The 21,806-nt window shown below is 35.1% G+C and carries 16 protein-coding genes and 1 rRNA gene; 9 read left to right on the forward strand and 8 right to left on the reverse strand.

The genetic code is table 11. From position 1 onward, the window contains the following. Nucleotides 1–237: 237 nt before the first annotated feature. A complete protein-coding gene (gene rho / locus E0F98_RS10165) occupies nucleotides 238–1,989 on the reverse strand; it encodes a transcription termination factor Rho (RefSeq protein WP_132111078.1) in 1,752 nt (583 codons plus the stop codon). A gap of 183 nt (nucleotides 1,990–2,172) precedes the next feature. Between rho and E0F98_RS10170 the strand changes: the two genes are divergently transcribed. The 3 genes from E0F98_RS10170 to E0F98_RS10180 all read left to right on the forward strand — a co-directional run bounded on the left by E0F98_RS10170 (nucleotide 2,173) and on the right by E0F98_RS10180 (nucleotide 5,182). Next, a complete protein-coding gene (locus E0F98_RS10170; protein ID WP_132111080.1) occupies nucleotides 2,173–2,586 on the forward strand; it encodes a DUF4293 domain-containing protein in 414 nt (137 codons plus the stop codon). A gap of 149 nt (nucleotides 2,587–2,735) precedes the next feature. Beyond that, the gene (locus tag E0F98_RS10175; protein ID WP_132111082.1) at nucleotides 2,736–3,398 is read left to right on the forward strand and encodes a response regulator; all 663 of its coding nucleotides are present in this window, start codon (nucleotides 2,736–2,738) and stop codon (nucleotides 3,396–3,398) included. A gap of 89 nt (nucleotides 3,399–3,487) precedes the next feature. Then, nucleotides 3,488–5,182: a sensor histidine kinase gene (locus tag E0F98_RS10180; RefSeq protein WP_132111084.1), complete on the forward strand. Its 1,695-nt coding sequence runs from the start codon at nucleotides 3,488–3,490 to the stop codon at nucleotides 5,180–5,182. Here E0F98_RS10180 and E0F98_RS10185 read toward each other — a convergent pair whose 3' ends face one another. Next, nucleotides 5,183–5,680, reverse strand: a complete 498-nt coding sequence (locus E0F98_RS10185; RefSeq protein ID WP_132111086.1) for a metallophosphoesterase family protein — start codon at nucleotides 5,678–5,680, stop codon at nucleotides 5,183–5,185. A gap of 158 nt (nucleotides 5,681–5,838) precedes the next feature. Here E0F98_RS10185 and truA point away from each other — a divergent pair, with 158 nt between their 5' ends. Beyond that, nucleotides 5,839–6,579: a tRNA pseudouridine(38-40) synthase TruA gene (gene truA, locus E0F98_RS10190; protein ID WP_132111088.1), complete on the forward strand. Its 741-nt coding sequence runs from the start codon at nucleotides 5,839–5,841 to the stop codon at nucleotides 6,577–6,579. Nucleotides 6,580–6,733: 154 nt separating this feature from the next. Beyond that, nucleotides 6,734–8,488, forward strand: a complete 1,755-nt coding sequence (locus tag E0F98_RS10195; RefSeq protein WP_132111090.1) for an ABC transporter ATP-binding protein — start codon at nucleotides 6,734–6,736, stop codon at nucleotides 8,486–8,488. 49 nt (nucleotides 8,489–8,537) lie between these two features. Here E0F98_RS10195 and E0F98_RS10200 read toward each other — a convergent pair whose 3' ends face one another. Beyond that, nucleotides 8,538–9,023 (reverse strand): OsmC family protein, encoded by a 486-nt coding sequence (locus E0F98_RS10200; RefSeq protein ID WP_132111092.1) that lies wholly within the window; start codon nucleotides 9,021–9,023, stop codon nucleotides 8,538–8,540. Between the two features lie 121 nt (nucleotides 9,024–9,144). Here E0F98_RS10200 and E0F98_RS10205 point away from each other — a divergent pair, with 121 nt between their 5' ends. Continuing rightward, complete coding sequence (locus E0F98_RS10205) at nucleotides 9,145–9,996, forward strand: EamA family transporter (RefSeq protein WP_132111110.1); 852 nt, start codon at nucleotides 9,145–9,147, stop codon at nucleotides 9,994–9,996. 79 nt (nucleotides 9,997–10,075) lie between these two features. On the opposite strand, the gene E0F98_RS10210 is transcribed toward E0F98_RS10205, so the two are convergent. Continuing rightward, nucleotides 10,076–10,843 (reverse strand): XRE family transcriptional regulator, encoded by a 768-nt coding sequence (locus E0F98_RS10210; protein ID WP_132111094.1) that lies wholly within the window; start codon nucleotides 10,841–10,843, stop codon nucleotides 10,076–10,078. Nucleotides 10,844–10,977: 134 nt separating this feature from the next. Here E0F98_RS10210 and dinB point away from each other — a divergent pair, with 134 nt between their 5' ends. Beyond that, nucleotides 10,978–12,144 (forward strand): DNA polymerase IV, encoded by a 1,167-nt coding sequence (gene dinB, locus E0F98_RS10215; protein WP_132111096.1) that lies wholly within the window; start codon nucleotides 10,978–10,980, stop codon nucleotides 12,142–12,144. Continuing rightward, the gene (locus E0F98_RS10220) at nucleotides 12,134–15,181 is read left to right on the forward strand and encodes a DNA polymerase III subunit alpha (RefSeq protein ID WP_132111098.1); all 3,048 of its coding nucleotides are present in this window, start codon (nucleotides 12,134–12,136) and stop codon (nucleotides 15,179–15,181) included. The genes dinB and E0F98_RS10220 overlap by 11 nt, the downstream gene beginning before the upstream one ends. A gap of 219 nt (nucleotides 15,182–15,400) precedes the next feature. Here E0F98_RS10220 and E0F98_RS10225 read toward each other — a convergent pair whose 3' ends face one another. The 3 genes from E0F98_RS10225 to E0F98_RS10235 form a co-directional block, all read right to left on the reverse strand. Next, complete coding sequence (locus tag E0F98_RS10225) at nucleotides 15,401–16,291, reverse strand: SDR family oxidoreductase (protein WP_132111100.1); 891 nt, start codon at nucleotides 16,289–16,291, stop codon at nucleotides 15,401–15,403. A gap of 68 nt (nucleotides 16,292–16,359) precedes the next feature. Beyond that, nucleotides 16,360–18,045 carry a tetratricopeptide repeat-containing sensor histidine kinase gene (locus tag E0F98_RS10230; RefSeq protein WP_243699228.1) on the reverse strand — a complete coding sequence of 562 codons (1,686 nt, stop codon included), beginning with the start codon at nucleotides 18,043–18,045 and terminating at the stop codon, nucleotides 16,360–16,362. A 690-nt stretch (nucleotides 18,046–18,735) separates the two neighbouring features. Beyond that, the gene (locus E0F98_RS10235) at nucleotides 18,736–20,313 is read right to left on the reverse strand and encodes a GMC oxidoreductase (protein WP_132111112.1); all 1,578 of its coding nucleotides are present in this window, start codon (nucleotides 20,311–20,313) and stop codon (nucleotides 18,736–18,738) included. 214 nt (nucleotides 20,314–20,527) lie between these two features. Between E0F98_RS10235 and E0F98_RS10240 the strand changes: the two genes are divergently transcribed. Next, nucleotides 20,528–21,433 carry a DUF6268 family outer membrane beta-barrel protein gene (locus tag E0F98_RS10240; RefSeq protein ID WP_132111104.1) on the forward strand — a complete coding sequence of 302 codons (906 nt, stop codon included), beginning with the start codon at nucleotides 20,528–20,530 and terminating at the stop codon, nucleotides 21,431–21,433. 134 nt (nucleotides 21,434–21,567) lie between these two features. Here E0F98_RS10240 and rrf read toward each other — a convergent pair. Next, nucleotides 21,568–21,677: ribosomal RNA gene (rrf, locus tag E0F98_RS10245) — 5S ribosomal RNA — on the reverse strand. Nucleotides 21,678–21,806: the final 129 nt, after the last annotated feature.

Consider the following 21,806-nt stretch of genomic DNA (forward strand, 5'->3'; position numbering starts at 1 on the left):
TAAAACACTACTCTTTTATTTTTAAAGAGACTGCGATTAAGCATAGCACAAACTTTTCATTCCGACAAAGGAGGAATCCCAGTTAGGTCAGCAGTTTGATGAGATTCCTCCTTCGTCGGAATGACAAACTAAATATTAAATTCAGAGGATGAAAAATTTCAAATAAATTTCTATTCTAAGAGGAATTTACAACTCGGTATGTCTTATTTATTCTTTGTTCTATGTTCTTTCCTCTACTTAATCGTTCATCGAGATTAAAAACTCTTCATTATTTTTAGTTTGTTTAAAACGATCGTTTATAAAACTCATTGCTTCAACAGGATTCATATCTGAAAGATATTTTCTCATGATCCACATTCTTTGCAAAGTTTTTTGATCCAATAATAAATCATCTCGTCTTGTACTTGAAGACGTCAAATCGATGGCTGGGAAAATACGTTTATTAGCAATTTTTCTATCTAATTGTAATTCCATATTACCAGTACCTTTGAATTCTTCGAAAATCACTTCATCCATTTTCGAACCAGTTTCTGTCAATGCAGTAGCAATAATACTTAAAGAACCACCATTTTCAACATTACGAGCAGCTCCAAAGAATCGTTTTGGTTTTTGCAAAGCATTCGCATCTACTCCACCACTCAATACTTTCCCTGAGGCAGGTTGTACTGTATTATATGCTCTGGCCAAACGCGTAATGGAATCTAAAAGAATCACTACATCGTGCCCACATTCTACTAATCGTTTTGCTTTTTCGAGTACGATATTAGCAATCTTAACATGTTCTTGCGGTTCTCTATCAAAAGTTGAAGCAATTACTTCACCACGCACACTACGTTGCATGTCTGTAACCTCTTCTGGACGCTCGTCTATCAATAAAACAATTAGATAAACTTCAGGATGATTTGCAGCAATTGCATTAGCAATTTCTTTCAGCAACATCGTTTTACCAGTTTTTGGCTGAGCGACAATCATACCACGTTGTCCTTTTCCTATTGGAGAAAACAAATCAATTATTCGAGTCGAAATCGTGCTTTGTCTTGCTGCTAAATTAAATTTCTCTGAAGGAAAAACAGGAGTTAAATGTTCGAATGAAACTCTATCACGAACAACCTGTGGATCATGTCCGTTAATTTTTAAAACTTTTACTAAAGGGAAGAACTTCTCTCCTTCTTTAGGAGGTCTCACCACACCTTTTACAGTATCTCCGGTTTTAAGTCCGAATAACCTGATTTGGGAAGTTGATAAATAAATATCATCTGGTGAAGCCAGGTAATTATAATCTGAAGAGCGCAAGAAACCATATCCATCAGGCATCATTTCAAGAACTCCTTCACTTTCTATTATTCCATCAAATTCAAAATCAGAGTCCCTAAAATTATTTTTCTTACTTTTAAAATTCGGGTTTTGATTTTGCTTATTTAACTGATTTGGATTTACCTTTTTTGCAGGAGCTACGACTTCTTGATTTCCAGTTGTATCATTAGTAACAGCAACTGCTTCTTCATTTTCTTTGCTCAATTCTTTTGCTTCTTCTTTATCCTTTTTTAAAGCAATTTTCTTTTCGTAGGCTGATTTATTAAATTTAATAATCTTACCTACTTTTTTTTCTGACACTGAAGATTCATTTACTACTTCCTCTTCGTTGATAGTTTCTACTTGAGCGCGAACTTCTGCTGGGACATCAACCGTAGTATGTAGCTCATCGGTATCCGCTGGAGTCGCTTCGTTATTATGTATAGGAGTATTTTTTGCTTTTTGAATTGCTACCTTCTTAACGGGAACAATACGAGCTCTTTTAGGTTTATCATCCTCGCTAATGGACTCCACATTTAAATCTAAAGTTGGTTCAACTTTAATTGTTTGATGTTCTAAAATATGACTGATTAAAGTCTCTTTTTTAACACCGTTAAACTTTATGGTTTTAGCTGCTTTAGCTATAGCTTGAAGCTCAGAAAGCTTCATTTCTTTTAATGCAGAAATATCAAACATGAATGTTCTATTAGTTTAATTAATTTGGATAATACTAAAAAGATAGGTAGTAATTATTTTATCTTGAATTGACCGCAGTATGAAGTGCTTACGGTACTCTCATGCAATATTACGAATAAATTCTAACGATACAATAGTATTTTAAAAAAAGAAAATATATTTTTGTGAAACAAATTTAACAAAATGATACAAAGAATTCAAACGATATATTTATTTCTTGCTTTTGTAGTGACAGGAATATTGCCTTTTTTATTTCCATTATGGACAATGAACGATGGAAAGGAATATTTTTTTATGCAAGATCAGTTTTATGTTATACTTTTGGGCTTGAGCACAACGCTTAGCGTAGTGAGTATTATTTCCTACAAAAAGAGACAGAATCAATTTGTTATTGGCAGATTGAATATAATTTTAAATTTAATTTTATTGGGATTGTTTGTATATCGTTCACTAAATGTATCTGGAGAAACAGTTCTTGTTTCTGAGAAAGGTATTGGGATGTTTCTACCTATTGTTGCTATCGTGTTATTAGTATTAGCTAATAAGGCCATCAAAAAGGATGAAGATCTTGTAAAATCTGTGGATAGATTGAGGTAGACCCATAATATTAGTTTATTAGTGCGAAGAGAACCCGAATGAAAATTCGGGTTTTTTTGTGCTTAAAACTGATAAAAATTCAATTAATAAAAATATTTTAAGAATCTATTGCAGTTTTTTTTTCTAAATTTGGTCTAATACCCTATAACATGAATGATAAAATACGAATACACCTTGCAGATGATCATCAAGTCTTAATAGACGGGATGCGAACGCTGTTAAATACAGTTTCTAACTTTGAGGTAGTAGGTTTTTCTTTAGATGGCAGTACCATTTATGATGATGTATTAAATAACGAAACACATATTCTCGTTCTTGACATTAGCATGCCAAAAAAAGATGGTATCGAAGTAATTAAGGAGTTTTCTAAAAAAGGATATCCCTGTAAAGTGATCATACTATCTAGTTACGATGACTTAAAAATCATCCAAGAAGTCATGAAATTAGGTGTGAGTGGCTATTTGACAAAACAATGCGCTGGCGAAAGTATCGTAGAGGCCATACATGCTGTTGCTAACGGAGAAGATTATTTTTGCTCCACAGTTAGAGAGAAAATATTTAATAGCGCAACTAAAGACAATACAAAGTTAAATAAGGAAAAAGTAGTCGTAGACTCCATCTTAACGGAGAGAGAAATCGAAATCATTACTTTAATCGCATTAGAAAATAGCGGAAAAGAAATAAGTGAAAAATTATTTATAAGTACCAATACTGTCGAAACACATAGAAAAAATATTATGAAAAAGCTAAAAGCAAAGGGCACGATTGCTTTAGTTAAATTTGCAATTAAAAACAAATTGATTAAACAATAAGACATTAAAAAAGCTTTAGTTTACTATCTCAAATCGGTTTGATCATTTACTATCAAAAATTAAAGAACAATAACAGAAACTTTCCCTCTATGCACAAAATCAGATTCTTGTTATTATTGTTATTGCTAAGTATTGTTTATCAGCCCATATTTTCTCAAACTAAAAGTCCTTCTAAAAAAGAAATTATAGAACTGTCAAATGAAGCCACCCGGCTTATGAATGCAGGCAAATATGAACAGTCTTTAATAAAATCAAGAGCCGCTTTACAATTTGCAATAGCAATAAAAGACGACAACACAATAGCAAGCTGTTATAATACAATTGCTGCGAATTTTGATGAACTAAGCGAATTTGACAAAGCTTTTTTCTACTATAAAAAAGGACTTCTTTATGCTGACAAAGCAAATAATGATGAATTAAAAAACTGGCTCTACAACAATTTAGGAAACATATACTGCTTCGATAAAAAAGAATATAAAAAAGGGATTTATTATTATAAAAAATCACTGGATTACAGTCGGAAAGTTGGGGATTCAGTTCAAATCGTTTTCACAAATCTAAATATAACGTGGGCCTATTTTGACATAGGCGATTTTAAATCCGGGGAACCGTATTTAAAATTTATTAATAAGCATCATGATAAATTTGGTGATGAGTCCACAATTGTTGCGTTAAACATGCTAAATGCTATGTATTATGGCTACAAAAACGAACCAAAAAAAGCGGTTTCCTTCTTTGAAAATGCAATTGCATTAGGGAATAAAGGGAACGAAAAATCAGATTTATCGTTTACACATCAAGAATACTCTCGATTTTTATTAAAAAATGGGAACTATAAAAAGGCGTACGAAAACTTAGCTGCTTATAATGATCTCACTGCTGCCCTGAGTTATAAAGAAAAGCTAAAGAAAATTAATGTTGCCGGAATTAATCTGGAAATAGATGAGTACAAAAGAGAGATAGATAATATCGAAACAAAATACAAAACCAAAGAGCAATTACTTATAGAAAAACAGTCTAAAAACAAGCAAATAAGTATTATTATCATCTCATTACTGCTACTGATTATTATTCTTTCCTATTTTTTCTTTCAAAACACAAAACTGAAGCAACAGAATAAACTCAATGATATCCAGAGCAAAATTCAGGAAAATATTATTAATGCATCTATCAACGGCCAAGAGCAAGAACGTAAAAAAATTGCAAATTTCCTGCACGACAACATTAGCGCTTTGCTTTCGTCAGCTGGTTTGCATTTGAGCGTTTTTAGTTCGAAAAATAAAATTGAATCAGAAGAAATTGAAAAGACAAAGGCTATCCTAAAACGAGCTCATAATAAGGTTCGTGATTTGTCTCATGAACTTTTGCCATCTCTACTATCTCGTTTTGGTTTATTTTATGCACTTAATGATTTGTGCGAGCAAAACTCAAATTCGAGTATGCATTTTGAATATTCAAGTACTGTTGATGAAAAAACACGCTACAATGTTGAGTTTGAAATGAAAATGTACTTTATAGTAATGGAACTACTTAATAACGTGATCAAACACAGTGGTGCCGGAAGTGCTACACTTAGTTTACTGGAGGTCAACGATGAATTACTTATCCACGTTTGGGACAACGGAGCAGGCTTTGACACCAATGATTATAATGCTATTATAGGTTTTGGATTGAATCAAATTCAAGCCAGAATAAACAATATGAAAGGGGAAATTGTTGTACAGTCTAAGTTAAATTCTGGGACATCGGTACATATTAAAGTTCCTATTTTACATGCGGATTAATTATACGCGCTTTTCGATTTCGACAATCTCCAAATCCTTTATTTTGTCTCCCTCAATTACAAAACGAAGCATCGTTCGCACTTGATGAAATCCGCTTTTGCCGCAAGCACCAGGGTTCATATGTAGTAAATTATGTTTCTTATCGAAAATTACTTTCAATATATGTGAATGCCCACAAATAAATAATTTAGGAGGATTTGCAGCCATCTCCGCTTTAATGGCCGGACTGTATTTCCCAGGATATCCGCCAATATGCGTAATCCACACATCGACTCCTTCACACATAAACCGATTGTGTAATGGAAACTCTAAACGTGCCCTAGCATCATCGATGTTTCCATAAACAGCTCTCAAAGGCTTTAGTTTTTTTAAAGTATCGGTTACCATTAAGTCTCCAATGTCACCGGCATGCCAAACTTCGTCAGCCTGAGCTACATATTTCAGTATAGTATCGTCTATATGACTGTGGGTATCAGAAAGTAAAAGGATTTTTTTCATTCAGCTGGAACTATTTTAACAATTATGAGCTGTAAAGGTAACTCGTTTCCTCAGAAAAGGGAATATAAATACTTACATTTAGAACTTACACATTTAACCTTTTCTCAAGATAAAAACTTTGTACCTTTGCTACTTTAAAACTTTGCGATACCATCATCTTGAGATATTTTATAAAATTAGCATATAACGGAACTCCTTACCACGGCTGGCAGTATCAACCTAACGCTTCTTCTGTTCAAGAAACGTTGAACAAGGCTATTTCTACGGTGTTGAACTCAGAAATTAGCATTATGGGAGCTGGACGCACAGACACTGGTGTTCATGCTAAGGAAATGTACGCTCATTTTGATTTTGAAACTCCATTTGACATTCCGAATATAGTTCATAAACTCAATTCTTTTTTACCAAAGGACGTAGTCGTTTACAATATTATAGCAGTTCCTGATGAAGCACATGCTCGTTTTGATGCTTTAAAAAGAACTTATGAATACCACATCAACACTTTTAAAGATCCGTTTTTGCAAGAGCAAAGCTGGTACTTTCATCAAAAATTAGATGTTGAATTAATGAATAAAGCAGCAAAATTGTTATTTAACCATATTGATTTTCAATGTTTCTCGAAAGTAAATACGGATGTTAATACTTTTGATTGCACAATATTTGAAGCTAATTGGAAGCAAATCAACAACCAGCTCGTATTTACAATTTCGGCCAATCGTTTTTTGCGAAATATGGTGCGTTCTATTGTGGGAACACTTGTAAACGTGGGTTTGCATAAGATTACACTTGATGATTTTAATACTATCATAGAAAATAAAAATAGAGATAAGGCCGGGTTTTCAGTACCAGCACACGGCTTGTATCTGACTGAAATAGAATACGGTTATATTAGTACTTAGTGATTAGTACTTAGCAGTAAGTACTTTAAAATAAATACATCCATAGCCCTGATGGTAATGGAAATCCTTGAACGCCGGGGTTCGGCGGTTAAGATTGTAATGAACAGCAGGATTAAGCTCCTGAAAAAACTGAAATAAATTCAGCATAAAAAAAATGAAAGCAAAAGCATTCGATACTCGATTATTCAAACGAATATTACAATATACTAAACCTTACCAATGGCGTTTTAACGGCGTAATTGTGTTTGCCATTTCCTTATCTATATTTGCGGCCTTACGACCGTATTTATTGAAGCAAACCGTCGACGGATACATCCAGACGGAGGATGCTAACGGATTATTATACTACATTACCTTGATGGGTATTGTGTTATTATGCGAAGTTTTCTCTCAGTTTTACTTCGTTTTCTGGGCAAACTGGTTGGGTCAGGATATCGTAAAAGACATTCGAATCAAACTATTCAAGCATATACTGAGTTTCAGAATGAAATATTTTGATTTGGTACCAGTAGGTCAATTAGTAACTCGCTCCGTATCAGATATTGAGTCAATCGCTCGTATTTTTAGTCAAGGATTATTCATGATTATCAGTGATTTAATGAAAATGGTGGTCGTACTTATTTTTATGTTTTACATGAACTGGAAGCTGACTTGGATTGTAATTGTTGCGATGCCGGTTTTAGTATTTATCACCCGTATTTTTCAACGCAAGATGCAAGTAGCTTTTGAGGACGTGAGAAACCAAATTTCAAACATGAATTCCTTTGTGCAAGAACGTGTGACCGGAATGAAGATTGTACAACTCTTCAATAGAGAAGAAATTGAAGCCGACAAATTCAAGGAAATCAATGACAAACACAAAAAGGCTTGGATTAAAACAATCCTCTATAACTCCATTTTCTTCCCCATCGCCGATATTATTTCCTCGCTAACCCTTGGTTTTATTATCTATTATGGTGGAATTAAGATTCTGAATGGTGATAACTTTACCACTTTTGGAGATTTGTTTTCCTACACCATGTTTATAGCGATGCTATTTAATCCCTTGCGCCAGATTGCAGATAAATTCAATGAGATGCAGCTTGGAATGATTGCCGCTAATCGTGTTTTTGCGATTATTGATACCCAAGACCAGATTCAAGATACAGGAACAATTGAAGCACCTGTTTTCCGTGGGAATATCGTATTTAAAGACGTTAATTTCAGTTATATCCCTGATGAAGAGGTCATAAAAGGAATCGATTTAAATGTAAACGCAGCCGAAACAATTGCGATTGTGGGATCTACTGGAGCAGGAAAATCGACTATCATCAATTTGCTGAACCGTTTTTATGAAATTAACAGCGGTACCATTTGCATCGACAATGAAAACATTGAAAACTATACTTTAGGATCACTGCGCAAGCAAATTGCTGTTGTACTTCAAGATGTGTTCCTTTTTGCTGATACTATTTTCAACAACATTACACTTAACAATCCAGAAATTACAAGAGAAGATGTTTTGGCTGCAGCCAAGGAAATTGGAGTGCATGACTTCATCATGAGTTTGCCGGATAATTATGACTTTGATGTAAAAGAGCGTGGTGTGATGCTGTCTTCGGGACAACGTCAATTGATAGCTTTCTTGAGAGCTTATGTCAGTAACCCGAGTATTCTTATTCTTGATGAAGCGACTTCTTCGATTGATACCTACTCTGAAGAATTGATACAACGCGCCACCGAAACGATAACCACAGGAAGAACCTCGATTGTAATTGCTCATAGACTAGCCACTATTATCAATGCTGATAAAATTGTGGTGATGGATAAGGGATTAATTGTGGAGCAAGGAACGCATCAGGAATTAATCAATAAAGAAAATGGCTATTATAAAAACCTTTATGATTCTCAGTTTTCGGTAGCTAATTAATCGATAATTTTCAGGTTAACGAAGAATATTTTTAATGCCTGATTTCTTCTTAAGATGATATATCTGAAACTACTTCACAAGTTGGTTCATGTATGATAGGAAAATTACAGGAATTAGCTATAAAACAAAGTTCGTTTGCTTTTTTATGTAAACTTAGTGCTTTGACTATTTTTTCTTTTTGTCGAATGATCACTTTCGGATGCAAACGAACTTCCGTAAAACGCCCGCTACCGTTTTCTAAAACTTCAAGCGTGGCCTCAGCTGCATCAGAATAAGACACCACTTCAATTCCGTTTTGAGAGCAAACATATAAATAGGACATCATGTGGCAGGAAACAACACTGCTTAACAATAAATCTTCGGGATTGTACAAACTTGGATCTCCTTTAAAAGCTTTGGCTGCTGAAACATCTAAAACATCTTTCCCCTCAATTGTGACAGTGTGGTTTTTCGTGTAAATTCTGGAAGTAGAAACCGCTTCTTTTTTAGTCGAAAACCAATTCAATTTTGCTTTAAATATATCTTTGAACCCCATTATTTTCTTTTTATTCAAAAGTACTTAAAAACTGGAACAACGATTGCCATCACTAAAAAATGAATTACTCTTTTTGAAAATAAAAATTGTAATTTTGACTGCTTACATCATCAATGATAAAGTGAAAAACAAACTATTCAACATACCTCCATTACCAGCTGTACTTTTTGCTATAATAAGTGTTCAGTCTGGTGCCGCAATTGCAAAAAGTCTTTTTCCTGCTCTTGGTGCCGCTGGAACTGCCTCTCTTAGAATTGGTATTTCGGCTATCATTCTCTTCGCATTTTACAAACCCAATCTATTCAAAATTACCCCGCAACAATGGAAACTCGTTATTCCTTATGGTTTGTCTCTGGGAGCGATGAATTTAATTTTTTACATGGCAATAGAGAGAATTCCCATCGGACTAGCGGTGACACTGGAGTTTATAGGTCCGTTATTGGTCGCTGTTTTTGGTTCAAAACGTTTTGTAGATTATTTATGGGTGCTATTGGCCGCAGCCGGAATAGTTTTGATTGCTCCTTGGTCAAACAACGGAATAGACGTTTTAGGCGCTTTGTTTGCTTTATTGGCAGGAGCTTTTTGGGCTTTTTATATCGTTTTGGGAGGGAAAATTTCGAAAATCATGAAAGGCGGAGATGCTGTTACAACCGGAATGCTCTTTGCGTCTCTGTTAATTATCCCTTTTGGAATTATGGGAGACGGGCTAAGTAATGTTACACCTACACTTCTTTCTTTAGGAGTAGCGCTTGCCCTTTTATCTAGTGCCATTCCCTTTACTTTAGAAATGAAAGCTCTTGGCCAACTTCCAGCACGTACATTCAGTATTTTAATGAGTCTGGAACCCGCAGCAGCTTCTATTTGCGCACTGATATTCTTACAAGAATATCTTGCTCTTAACGAGGTTGTAGCTGTTATTTTTGTAGTAATCGCTTCCGCTGGCTCAACACTGACAACCAAATCAGAAGCTTAATTTATAACCGTGAAATGAGGTTTCGTTTGTTGTTGCTTTTTCAAATTGTATAAGCCACAATGTTATTTCGCCTAAACTTTTAATTAATTTTATTCCCTACTTCTCTAATTTCTCTACGTAGTTCTCTAAACATATCCTTTACACTCTCGGTACTTAAATCATCTGGTGTAAATTCATTGGTAGCAATGCTACAGGCGTATTCCCAAATTTCCAGAATCTCTGATGCTTTAACTTGATAAGGCAAATAAACAGTATTATCAGAGTGCAGCATTAATGCATTCTTTCCGTTTTTGTTCAATCGTTTGTAAACTATTCCCTCACTTTTAGTTACAACTATATATGTTTTTCCATCCATTACATCGCCTAGTCTTTCCACATATTGGGCTACAATAAAAGATCCTTCTTTATGTGGTGGCATGGAATCTCCTTCTACTGGAAAGGCTCTAAATTTTCCATTCCGCAAAAAGGGAAGTGAGATATGCTGAAGATTTTCTATAAATTCAGGATCTGCATATCCTGAAGCATATCCTGCTCTCGCTTTATGAGGTACAATTTCTATGATATTTTCTCCTTGTTGATCAACGGTTATAGGCAATAATATCCTGTTATCTCCTAGTTTTAGTAAGTCCTCAAAGGGTATTTTTTGTACGTCTACCGAGAGTAAAATATCAATACTGGCATGAAAATAATAAGATATCCTCTTCAAAATATCATACGGCGGTTCAGAGCTACCGTCTTCATATTTGACATACCTTCCTCTTGTTATCAAAAGATTTTGAGCTAGTTTTTCCTGAGAAATCCCCTTCTTAATTCTTAGATGCCTGATGTTGTCGGAAAATAAAGACATAGTAATTTTGTTATAATTTATAACTACAAATATACATTTTTTTGTTACAATCTGTGCTAATTTTGTAATTCAAATTTGTCACGGAAGTTTTGAGATGAAATGGATAGATGTACAATTTGAAAAATAAAATCAGTATGGCAAGGTCAATAGTACACATGGATATGGACACTTTTTTTGTGTCCTGCGAAAGGTTAATCAACTCAAAATTAAATGGTTTACCGCTAATTATTGGCGGTGGTGACAGAGGCGTGGTCGCTTCTTGTTCTTATGAAGCTAGAACATTTGGCGTTCGCTCTGCGATGCCTATAAAAATGGCGCTTCGTCTTTGTCCACAGGCAAGAGTAATGAAAGGCGACATGGAATTGTATTCTAAATTATCCCATGATGTTACCCAAATCATTGAAGAAAAAGCACCTATTGTAGAAAAAGCAAGCATCGATGAGTTTTATCTAGACATTACGGGAATGGATCGGTTTCACGGCTGTTACCAATGGACTAACGAACTCTCACAATCAATTACAAAAGAAATAGGATTGCCTTTAAGCTTTGCTTTATCAGTCAATAAGACGGTTTCTAAAATTGGAACTGGAGAATCAAAACCAACAGGGAAATTAGAGATTCCAGAAACTATGGTGAAGTCTTTTTTGAATCCATTATCTATTCAAAAAATTCCCATGGTTGGCGATGTTACTTTTCAATTGCTGTCGCGCATCGGCATTCGAACCATTCAAACCTTATCAGAAATGCCTGCAGAAGTGCTGCAGCAAATGATTGGCAAAAATGGTATTGACATCTGGAAAAAAGCAAACGGTATTGACAACAATCCGGTGGAACCTTATACAGAGCGAAAATCAATTTCGACGGAACACACCTTTGGACAGGATACTATCGACATTCAAAAATTAAAATCAATACTGGTAGGCATGGTGGAAAAACTGGCCTTTCAGCTGCGCTCTGAGGAATGGCTCACTTCGACGGTAGTGATAAAAATACGCTATTCTAATTTTGATACCGAAACAAAGCAATGCCGAATCCCATACACATCGGCTGATCATACTTTGACAAGAAACGTCACCGAATTATTTGACAAACTGTACCAGCGTCGCATGCGGTTGCGGCTGATTGGTATTCGCTTTAGCGGATTGGTTCGCGGAACCTACCAAATCAATATGTTTGAAGATACTGAGGAAATGCTATCGCTGTATCAGGCGATGGATCGAATGAAAAAGCGCTACGGTTTTGATGCAGTAGCTCGGTGTGCTGGCGCAAATCTTAAAACAAAAAATAACAATGTATCTTAATTGCCATTCCTATCACAGCCTGCGTTATGGCACTATTCCCTTAACCGAATTAGTGCATCAGGCCGCCACTTGTGGTGTAAAAGCAATGGCTTTAACTGACGTAAATACGGTTACGGGAATCTATGATTTTATCAAAGAATGTAAAGTTGTTGCTATAAAGCCCATCGTCGGAATCGAATTTAGATACAATAATAAACTACTTTACATTGGCTTAGCCAAAAACGCAGCAGGCCTGGCCGAGATGAATCGTTTTTTGACCAAGCATAATTTCGATAAAACACCCCTACCCGCTCAAGCACCTCAATTTCATAATGTAAATATTATTTATCCGGTCGAGAACACTCCTGAAGTTTTTAGAGATTTTGAATTTTTAGGTATGCGTTCGGAGCAACTCCCTATGTTGTTCCATACTCAATGGAAAAGCAAACTGGATAAAATGGTGGTTTTGCAACCCGTAACTTTCAGGACTAAGAGAGAGTTTAACCTTCATAAAATCCTTCGAGCAATTGATACTAATCTCATTTTATCAAAACTTACCGAAGCCGATTATTGCAGGACATCAGAAACGATGATTTCATTAGAAGAACTATTAAAAAAATTTAGCGATTATCCCCAAATTATTGAAAACACTGAAAGCATCATTGCCGAATGTAATTTTAAATTCGATTTTAAAACACCCAAAAACAAAACAAATTATACAGACAACGGAGAAAACGATATCCAGCTTCTCACAAGCCTTGCCAACCAAGGATTAATAAAGAAATACGGCAACAATAATCTTCAGGCACGAGACAGAGTAGAAAAAGAACTCAAAGTCATCCATGAGTTGAAATTCAGCGGTTATTTTTTAATTACTTGGGATATTATTCGGTACAGCAACAGCATGGGATTCATGCATATTGGACGAGGTAGCGGTGCCAACAGTATTGTGAGTTATTGTCTCGGTATTACAGACATTTGCCCGCTAGAACTAGATTTATACTTTGAACGTTTTTTAAACCTGAACCGCAAAAGCCCACCTGATTTTGATATTGACTGGAGTTGGAAAGAACGGGATATTATTCTCGAATATATTTTCAATCGCTACGGTCGAGATCATGTGGCTTTTTGTGGTACGAATGTAGAATTCAAATACCGATCGATATTCCGCGAAGTAGGTAAAGTTTTTGGTTTACCCAAAGAAGAACTAGATGCATTGGCAAAAAATCCAATGCAGCTGCACGATACTAATTCGGTAGTTGCCTTGGTACAGAAATATGGTATGCTACTCGAAAAATATCCGAATCAACGCAGCATGCATTCCTGCGGAGTATTAATTTCAGAAGAACCTATTACAAATTATACCGTTTTAGAAATGCCTCCAAAAGGCTTTCCCATTGTTTTGTTTGACATGCACATTGCTGAAGATATTGGTTTTGAGAAATTTGATATCTTAAGTCAGCGCGGCATCGGTCATATTGATGACACGGTGAAACTGGTAAAAAAAAACCGCGGTATCGAAGTCAATATCCGGGATACGGCATTATCAAAAAATGAAGCAAAGTGCAATGAATTTTTAAGTACTGGAAAAACCATTGGCTGTTTTTATATCGAAAGTCCCGCCATGCGTGGCTTATTGCGAAGACTCAAATGCGACAATTATAAAATATTGGTCGCTGCATCCTCCATCATTCGTCCGGGAGTGGCACAAAGCGGTATGATGAAGGAGTACATCTTTAGACACAACCATCCCGATCAATTCGAATATTTTCACGAAACATTCAAAGAACATTTGGGAGAAACCTATGGTATTATGGTTTATCAGGAAGATGTGATCAAAATTGCACTACACTTTGCGGGAGTTCCTGCCTCAGATGGAGATATTCTGCGCCGGGCAATGAGTGGTAAGGGACGCTCCACGGCAGCTTTACAAAAAGTAAAAGATAATTTCTTTGCATGTTGTGAACAAAAAGGACATCCCTTAATGCTTAGTCAGGAAATATACCGCCAGATAGAATCTTTTGCAGGTTACTCCTTTTGTAAGGCGCACTCGGCCTCTTATGCGGTCGAAAGCTATCAAAGTTTATATCTAAAAGTGTATTATCCTGTAGAATTCATGGTAGTCGTCATCAACAACCAAGGCGGTTTTTACAGGACAGAAGTGTATGTGCATGAGGCAAAAATGTCTGGGGGAATTATTAATACTCCCTGTGTGAATAAAAGTGAATATGAAGCTACCGTATATGGAATTGACATTTATCTGGGTTTGATGCATCTCGAAGGACTGGAATCTAAAACAGCGCATCGCATCATTGCAGAGCGCAATACGAACGGCGAGTACCAATCACTCGAAGATTTCATCAATCGCATTCCGATAGGCATAGAAGGAATCCAAATCTTAATTTTCATTGGTGCTTTCCGTTTTACAACCAAGACAAAAAACCAACTGCTTGTCATTGCCAGATTGATATTAGTGAATTTCAAACCGGAAAACCGGAATTTAATGTTGCTTCAGGAACCAGTCAAGGAATACACGCTTCCGGTACTGGAACGTTCCCCTTTTGAAGATGCCTTCGACGAAATAGAGTTACTTAGCTTTCCGGTCTCCTGCTCCCCATTCGATTTATTGCAAACCAAATACCGCGGTGATGTATTGGCCAAAGATTTATTGAAACACCATAAGAGAACCGTGAAAATGCTGGCCTATCTTATTTCGAGAAAACACGTTCCTACTAATAGAGGTACGATGTATTTTGGAACCTGGGTTGATGCCGAAGGAGAATTCTTTGACACAGCTCATTTTTCGGATAGTTTACAGAAATATCCTTTTCAGGGTGGAGGTTGTTATTTGTTATTGGGAAAAGTCGAAGTCGATTACCACTTCCCTACTATAACCATAACCAAAATGGCAAAAATGCCGTTCATTGCAGACCCGCGTTATTCCAACTCCACTGACCGACAATACAAAGCGCATCAACAAATTAAAGAAGATGTAAGCATGACCCATCGAGCTCCTTATCCACAGGAAGTTAATTTACCGAGGCATAAGATGTCTTAGTGATGTAACAGCTTAGCATTAAAGGGCAACGCTACTAAAACTATAATCCTGTTAAGGAAAATATTGCCAGTTGGCACTAGTACGAAGTCGGGAAACTTCACTAAGCGCAGATCCTAATAGTATATGTAAAATAATTGCCACAGATTCACATATGATAAAAATATATTTTTTTAAAATCTGTGAATCTGTGGCAAAAAAACATACGTGGATTACTACAATTTAATATACTAATTCCTCTTTATGTTTTTTAATAAAATCAGCCCATCTTGTTGGCTCTTTTCCTGTGATTTCAAAAAAATTATCAAAAGTATCACTAGCACCAGGAATGGTTCCGTTTGCGTGTTGTTTCCAATGGTCATATACACAGTTCATATAAGCCATATCTGCTCCAGCATCTTTCATTTTTTGTAAAAAAATCTCAGGAGAAAGTGGTTCGTATCGAAACGGTTTACCAACGATTGATGTCATCAATTCTGCAATTTCTTCAAAGGTTTTTGCATCATAACTAAGCCTGTAGGTTTTGCCACTATGCAATTCCGGATGGGATAAAGCTAATGCAGCAACTTGTGCCACATCGTCTACGTCAACCCAACTTAAACGAGCATTATCTACATACGCATTAAGCACTCCTTTGTTTGTTGTTTTTTCGCTTCCATAGCTTAATAAATTTTGCATGAAATCCTGAGGGCGTAGATGCGTAAAGGAAAAACCACCCCATTCAACATATCTTTCTACCAACTGATGCCACACCCAATGCCCTACAGTTGCATCATCAGGTCCACAAGCTCCTAAATGTACAACATGTTTAATCCCTGCTTTCTTAGCATTGTCTAATAACACCTTACTTTGGCGTAACATGTCAACAGTATAACCCGTTACCATAAATAGACGATCTATCCCTTCAAACGCAGGCAAATGTGTCGTATCATCATCAAAATCAAGAATCACAGTGGCTATCCCTTTATTTGCAAAAGGAATCGCTTTTTCTTTAGAGCGCACTGCTGCAACAATTTCTATTTCCTTATTGGACAAAAGAAATTCGATAGTTTTACCACCAACCTGACCTGTTGCTCCAGTGATAAGTATTTTTGGGAATTTGGTATTGCTCATTATCTGCATGTTTGTTTGTACTTTGTAAATTGTAGTCAAAGTTATAAATTAACCAGGACTATATGCTGTTATTTTGGAACTACAATTTTAGCTTTGAAACCTTTATTAATTTGAGAGTCAAACTTAAGTATTCCGTTTACTGCTTGAATCCGATTTTCGGCATTTTGAAGTCCATTTTTTAAAACTAGTTCTTCCGTGAAGCCTATCCCATTATCTGAATAGTCAATTTTCAGATTGTTTTTGTCACTATCAAAGCCAATAATCACAAAACTGGCTTGGCTGTGTTTTTTCATATTCACCATCAACTCTTGTAATACTCTTTGAAGGGCTATCTTTTTTTCCGCTTGAACTGCTGACCACTCTATGGGATTTCCGTTTTTCATAATGACTTCTACACTCTCCATTTTATAGCTACTGAGCATTTGTTTTAGATTGTGTTCAAAACAGTCTCCCGTCTCAATGATACTATTTTCCTTCGAAAGATTTCGGGTGCTAGCATATATTTTATCAAGATTATCTAACAGGACTTCCTTTTTTATAGGATTTTGTAAATCTTGGGTTTCAGCAAAAGTCATGGCGTAAAAAACATCATTAGCGAGTTCATCATGGAGTTGTTTCGCAATCCGAATTTCCGTATTATAACTAGCTTCTAACCGATCTTGTCTGTTTTTATTCCTATAATAATTAATCAAATACGCTATAGTTCCAAGTAAAAGCAAAAATCCAAATACTAAGAGGTACTTCTGACTTTTTTGTGTTTCCAGTTGGAGTAAAGTTTCTGCTCTTAGGGCCTTGTATTTGATGTTTTCTAAAGTCATTTTTCTCGAATCATACTTAATTTTAGCAAACTGATTTTTCGCATTGTTGCGTACTGTTTTAATACTATCGTTAAGATTTATAAACATCGTAGCATAATCATTTACTCCTTTTTCCAGATTGTAAGACATTAAGAGTTCTAATGCCTCTAATCGTTCATCAATACTTTGATGTTTTGTAGCTACTTTATAAGCCTGTAATGCACTCTGCTTCGATTTTTGATAGTCTCTATTTTTATAAAAATCGGCCAAATGTAAATAGCTTTTAATACTACCATAGGAATCATTAATTTTAGTTCTGATTGCTAATCCCTGATTCATTAAGCTTAGTCCCTCTGGAATATGATTGTTTTTATAATAAGCAAATCCCAGATTGTCAATAATTCTAGCTTTTTTATTTTGTAACGTATCTAAAATATCAGATTTTAAAATTGGCTTTAAAATAGTAATAGCCTTTCCATACTTTTTTTGTTCCATATAAACCGTGGCGATATTATTTAACGCTGCTGCTTTAGATACAGAATCGTTTGCTGTTTTTAAAATTGTAACATAATAGCCAATAGCATCATCGTAATTCATCAATTCTTTTGCTGCAATCCCAAATAAATTATTTGTCGCCATTTGATATTGCAAATCATTTTTTATGTAAGGTAAAGCCTCCGTCAAGGTTTCTTCACTGCTATAATAATCCCCATAGGTCTGCTGGATATGTGCCATTCCAAGTAGATTATAAGCAATGTAAGGACTGTTCCCCTCAATTTCAAATAATTCATTAGACTTGTTATAATAATAGAAAGCACTATCGACTTTATTATCTTTATTAAATGAATCGCCTAGTTCAGAGTATTTTTGGGCTTGAATGCTCCATTTACTCTTACTGCTTTTAGCACTAGTAGAAACTGTATTCGTATCTTTTTGGCAAGATACAATCGAAAACAAAAGCAATAAAATATAAATCGAGGGACGCAACATATCAAAATAATTTCCCCGAAAATAGTATTTTATTGTAGATCAATACTTATAATTATTGTTTTTTGTTGGTGTGGTAAAATTACATCATCTCCCATCCGACTTATTCTATTTCCAAAAACCGACAGTACAAAGCACATTAGTGAATTATAATAGAAGTGAGCATGCCCCTTCATACCCCTTATCTACAAAAGGGAAATCCGGCAAGGCATAAAGTGACCTAGAGATTTTTTATGATGAAATTTTTAAAGTGGAATTTGTACTTAATCTAAATGATAAAATTTATTAATTAAATATTTCAGCACAAAATAAAGTACACTTACAACAACTGCAAAAGAAACTAAAAAGCTAATCAAATTCACGACAATATTAGGAATAAACTTCAATCTTGGGTGCATATAGCAAGGCTCACGATGCAGTCTTTCGTGGAAATTTTCTTTTACTATTTTTATTTTTTTCTTGATAACACCCCGTTTTTACTAGCTACATTTATTACAATTAATTGAAAGAACAATCCTATCACTGTAACTGAATTATTATTTTCAACTCTCTTTTTAGCTCTACTAAATTAAACAATTAATTCAATATAAGTCAATTAGGAATCAGAAAGAACTTGGCATTTACATCTTCGTTTTACTCCTAAATCTATATTCTGTTCTTTTACAAAGTTGTATCATTGAAAAATGGAACTTGAGCCATAGCTCTTTCAGCAATTGCTGTGATTGATAACGAAGGATTAACCCCTGGATTTGCTGATATCATAGCCCCGTCAATTACAAACATATTTTCATACCCAAAAACTTTATTATTTTTGTCTATCACACCTTTTGAACTGTCTTTACCCATTACTGCCCCACCTAAAACATGAGCAGTCGTTGGAATACCGGCAACAGCTTCCAAAACAAACGAAGTTGCTTTTCCGTTAATTATCTTGCTATATTTATCTGCTAATTCTTTCGATTCGGGAATATCGGCTGTAGGTTTTAGTCCTGAACTGACATTGGAAGACATTCCACCAAAAATGTTGGTCTTAAATTTCAAGGTACTGTCTATCGACTGCATGAATAATAAAACAGTAGTACTTCTTGACCAGCTGTTCCTAAAATAAATTTTGAAATAACTCAAAGGATATTTTACTAGTTGTTGTATCATATTTACAAAACGCGCCGCTGCATTTTTTCCGTGCGAAATCGGCAAATGAAGTAATTTCCAGAAACCGGATCCCTCAGCATAGCGTACAATTTCTAAATGGCTGTTATCATCTGTATGCAGTAAACTTCCGATGGCCACTCCTCTAGATAAATTTTTATTTTTATCCAAAGTAGAAACGCTAATCAGTGTTTCATTATTGGTTCTGATATCATCTCCCAATTTATCTGACAATAACGGAAGTGATTTCATTTTAATTTGAAGCAAGAGTTTTACAGTTCCTAATACTCCGCCAGAGAAAATCACCCCTTTTGAAGTAAATTCCTTTTTTCTACTGAAAAACTGAGTAGTTGACTTTACAGAAATTTTAAATCCCGTTGTTCCCTCCTTACCGTCTAAAGGTTTTACATCGTATACTTCGTTTTCGGCTAGAATTGTAGCTCCTAATTTTTGAGCTAAATAAAGATAATTTTTGTCTAAAGTGTTTTTCGCATTATGTCTACAACCCGTCATACATCCTCCGCAAAAAGTACATCCTGCGCGATCTGGACCTTCGCCTTCGAAATAGGGATCTTTTACTTTTTGTCCTTCTTTTCCAAAGTAAACAGCTACATCAGGGTGCTCAAATTGATCTTCGCGTCCCAACTCTTTTGCTAGTTCTTTTAAAGCAATATCACCATCAAACAATTTCGGATTTTTTGAAGCGCCAAGCATTTTAAGCGCTTGTTGATAGAAAGGTTTAAGTTCCGTTTCCCAATCCTCGAGTTCACTCCAACTTCCAGATTTATAAAAATTACTTTTGGGAATGGGTAATGTATTAGCGTAGACCAAAGAACCACCACCAACACCTGTTCCTGATATAATCACGACATGCCTGAAAATACTCATTTTCATAATACCAAAGAAACCTAAGTACGGCATCCACAACCATTTTCTTAGATTCCAATTAGTCTTCGCAAAATCATTCACTTTGTACCATTTCCCTTTTTCTATCACCAATACTTTATACCCTTTCTCTGAAAGTCGTAAAGCACTTACTGAACCACCAAACCCGCTTCCTATAATAATATAATCAAAATCGTGCTGCATATTTTTGTGCTCTGTTTTAAACAAATTTCTTTCCATTTTAATTTCTATTAGCTTTTTATGAAATCCCTACCAGAATTTTGTTCGAAAACTCCACCATCTCTAAAACTTTTAACATCACATAACTACTTAATTTAAAACAAGATAAAATAGATAAAAATACCATTGACCATAAAAATACTCCTTTTTGTATAACAAAAAAAGGTACATTTATAAAATGCAAAACAAATTACTTAGCCTCCTCTTTTTAATTTCTCCATTAGTAAGTAATTCACAAGAATATGTGGATCTCTTAAACGTAAGTTATTCTAAAACAGGAGATACTTCTTTCGAAAACAGTGCCGAAAATACAATAATTTCAATTTTTGACTCTAAGGTACTTTTACCAATTGTTCTAAATGAAAAAACAGCACTTATAACTGGTTTTGATTTTAATATTAAAAAATTTCAACTTTTCCCAAATTCAAGCGACACTAATTTATATTATACGCGCATAAAATTAGGTATTGCCACAGAGCATTCTGAGAAATGGTCAGGCACTTATGTCCTACTTCCAATTCTATCCTCAGATTATAAAAAGCTAAGTACAGAAGATATCTACCTGGGAGCACTTGCAGTATGGACGTATAAAAAACGGAAAAACTTTAATTATAAATTTGGTTTATATGTTGGAAATGAAGCGTATGGGCTATACGTAACTCCGCTAATAGGAGCTTATTACATCAGTCCCAATTCCAAATTTGAAATTAACTCTATATTCCCCGGATTTATAGATGTGAATCTAGGTATTTCTAATAAAACAAAGCTCGGGATTGACTACAAAGGAAATTCTGAAACCTTTAAAATTCACAACGATGACTCACAAACTACATATACCGAAAATAATTCGTTAGAGTTTTCATCTTATATCCAAAATACTTCACTTACTAAGAACCTCCTTTTACGACTAAAAATCGGATTTGCCACAAATACTTATGATGTATACGCAGTCAACGATAAAATTAATTTAGCAATTACTCCATTTCGAATAGGTGATAACAGAACGAAACTAAACCCTTCTATAAATAGTAGTGCCTTTTTAAAGGTTGAGGCGATCTATCGTTTCTATACTTCTTCGAAATAAATAGAAATGATCCGTAAAAATTTAAAAACAAAAAACCTATTCAAATCAATGAATAGGCTATATATGAACTCTGCTTCCAAGTTTGAATCCGATTAAAAACAAAAAAGCCTATCTTTTCAGATAGGCTTTTCAAAGAAAGGCGACGACATACTCTCCCACATAACTGCAGTACCATCTGCGCAGGCGGGCTTAACTACTCTGTTCGGGATGGGAAGAGGTGAGCCCCGCCGCAATAACCACCTTAAGAGGTTATAATTGCTTTGGGCAATTATTGTAATGTTGTTTATTGTTTTATAAACAGCAATCACATAATATCTTAACATACTGAGATAAAGATTTATCCTGAATTTATTTCAGGAACTATTAAAAGACT

It is taken from the genome of Flavobacterium hiemivividum, assembly GCF_004349145.1.
Taxonomy (GTDB): domain Bacteria; phylum Bacteroidota; class Bacteroidia; order Flavobacteriales; family Flavobacteriaceae; genus Flavobacterium; species Flavobacterium hiemivividum.